Genomic DNA, 2,567 nt, shown 5'->3' with positions numbered 1-2,567 from the left:
ATTAGAGGTGAATGTGATGCGAGAGGAAACCATTCGAATAGACATAACCGTTGTAGGAGGGGGACTAGCAGGAATTAATGCGGCGATTGCAGCAGCTCGGCTGGGGAATTCTGTTGCCCTCGTGCATAATCGACCCGTGCTGGGTGGTAATTCCAGCAGCGAGGTACGCGTATGGGTGTGCGGCGCAACGGCACATGGCATCCATCGAAATGCGCGAGAGACGGGGATCATGGGCGAGTTGTTTCTAGAGAATCAATACCGTAATCCAGACGGAAACCCGTATATTTGGGATTTGGTCCTGATGGAGGCTGTAAAAGTCGAACCGAACATCCAGCTATTCCTTAACACAGACGTTCATGAGGTAGAAGCCGAAGGGGAGTCAGATCAAAGGCGGATTAATTCTGTCACGGGCTGGATGATGGGTTCCGAACGGAAGATTCGATTCAACAGCGATATGTACTTGGACTGCACTGGAGATGGACTAGTGGGATTTTTGGCTGGGGCCAAGCATCGATTGGGACGCGAAGCACAACATGAGCATGAAGAAAGGTGGGCACCTGCAAGTGCCGATGACATTACGCTTGGAAGCACCTTATTGTTCTATACCAAGGACGCAGGTCATTCCGTAAAATTTGTGCCACCCAGCTTCGCCAAGGATATTACGCAGACTACCATCCCTATGCAGCGTGTCATTCGAAGCGGAGACTCCGGCTGCGACTACTGGTGGATCGAGTGGGGAGGGGAACTGGACACCGTGCATGAGAACGAGACGATTCGGGATGAACTCTGGTCTGTCATTTATGGCATTTGGGATTACATTAAAAATTCGGGCAAATTCGAGTCTGATAATATGACGTTAGAATGGGTCGGCGCTTTACCAGGCAAACGAGAATACCGTCGCTTTGTTGGCGATTATATTCTTAATCAGAACGATATCATCGCTCAACGTGAATTCGAGGACAGTGTGGCTTTCGGAGGTTGGTCAATCGATCTTCATCCACCTCAAGGCATGTATGCGACCGAAAGCGGTTCGAAGCACTTGCATATGGATGGCAGTTACCACATTCCATTTCGTTCGCTCTATTCTATCAACGTTGCAAATCTGATGTTTGCTGGACGTAATGTGAGTGCGACGCATATTGCTTTTGGCTCGACTCGGGTGATGGCTACCTGTGCGGTGATGGGCGAGGCGGCCGGAACCGGTGCAGCCATAGCCGTTCAGCGTGGAGTAACGCCGCGTAACGTCTATCGGCACCATCTAGAAGAATTACGTCAAACCCTTCTTCGAGAAGATGCTTCGGTTCTCGGCCTGGTTAACACGGATGGTCGAGATTTGGCCCGACTGGCAACCATCAGCGCCTCCAATACTCGTGTACAGCTAGCTGCCGAGAATGCATCAGGGAAGTCAGTTTTGGACACCGATGCTGGATTACTGCTCCCTGTAGATCCTGAATTGTCCGAACTGAAGCTATTGCTGGATTCATCAGTTGATACCGAGTTAACCGTCGAGGTATGGAGCGCAAGTAATCCGCAAAACTATGTACCCAATATATTCGAATTACGTGCTACAACAAGCGTTCCCGCTGGCGAGGCTCAGTGGGTGGGTGTGCCGTTATCTTGGCAGCCTGATGCTCCCATGAATGGATTCATCATCATTAAAGCCAATCCCTTAATCAACCTATATATCGATGATAGTTATGAAACCGGTATTCTCAGTTTCCGCAAAAACAAGGGTTTAGACGCTCCTAGTAATCTCATCGACCAGCGAGAAGACCAGTTAGTACTTCAATGGGAGAGTAGAGGGCTTAAGCGTAAGACGTTCTGTTACCGCGCGTTACCGGAGACGTCAGCATATAGTCCAGATAAAGTAATAGATGGTTATAGACGTCCTTATGGAAGTCCGCACGCTTGGAAATCGGAAGCTCTCAATCGCGGTGATGAAGCTTGGCTGGAATTGGAATGGACGCCCAGGATAATCAATTTAAGTCAAGTACACATCGTATTTAATGATGATGTTAATGAGGACCTGATTAACCTTCATCATCACCGCACCCTTTTTGACGTGATACCAGAACTTGTTCGCGATTATCGGCTGGAAGGCAGACGAGAAGGACAATGGAACGTTCTCCACAGGGAGACGGGGAATAACAAACGCAAAAAAGTGCATAGGTTATCGCAACCGGTCAAAATCGATGCACTTCGTCTTATCATGGAGGCAACAAACGGAGGCCGATTTGTGGAGGTTGTTGAAATTCGCGTATACGAATAATCGTATCGTCGTCAAGGAACTCAAAGTCCTAGGGGAAGATCGGTCCGGGAGCGGAGGCTTGGGGGGAACTATCGATGTACAATGACGATACGATCATCAGATTCAGTCATGCCTTTAACGTTAAGATCATGCGAAGGAGGTAGCGCTAATCATGCTAAGATTTCGTTTGCGAAAGGGTTACACGCCGCCGATTCGAGTCAAGGGATTACGGAGGACATCGGAGAGCATCGCCACCATGGAGAGGTTTAACATGGGCGGTGTACAGCAGTGGGTCGTGATTCGAGGTCATGACCGAACC

The 2,567-nt window shown here is 49.2% G+C and carries 1 protein-coding gene; it reads left to right on the top strand.

What is annotated here, in order from left to right:
• The first annotated feature begins 16 nt into the window (after positions 1–16).
• The gene (locus ACFRAK_RS27655; RefSeq protein ID WP_394572983.1) at positions 17–2,269 is read left to right on the top strand and encodes an FAD-dependent oxidoreductase; all 2,253 of its coding nucleotides are present in this window, start codon (positions 17–19) and stop codon (positions 2,267–2,269) included.
• Positions 2,270–2,567 lie beyond the last annotated feature (298 nt).

The organism is Peribacillus sp. NPDC056705, from assembly GCF_043656335.1.
Note: the sequence above shows the minus strand (reverse complement) of the source record. Positions and strands in the feature narration are given on the sequence as shown.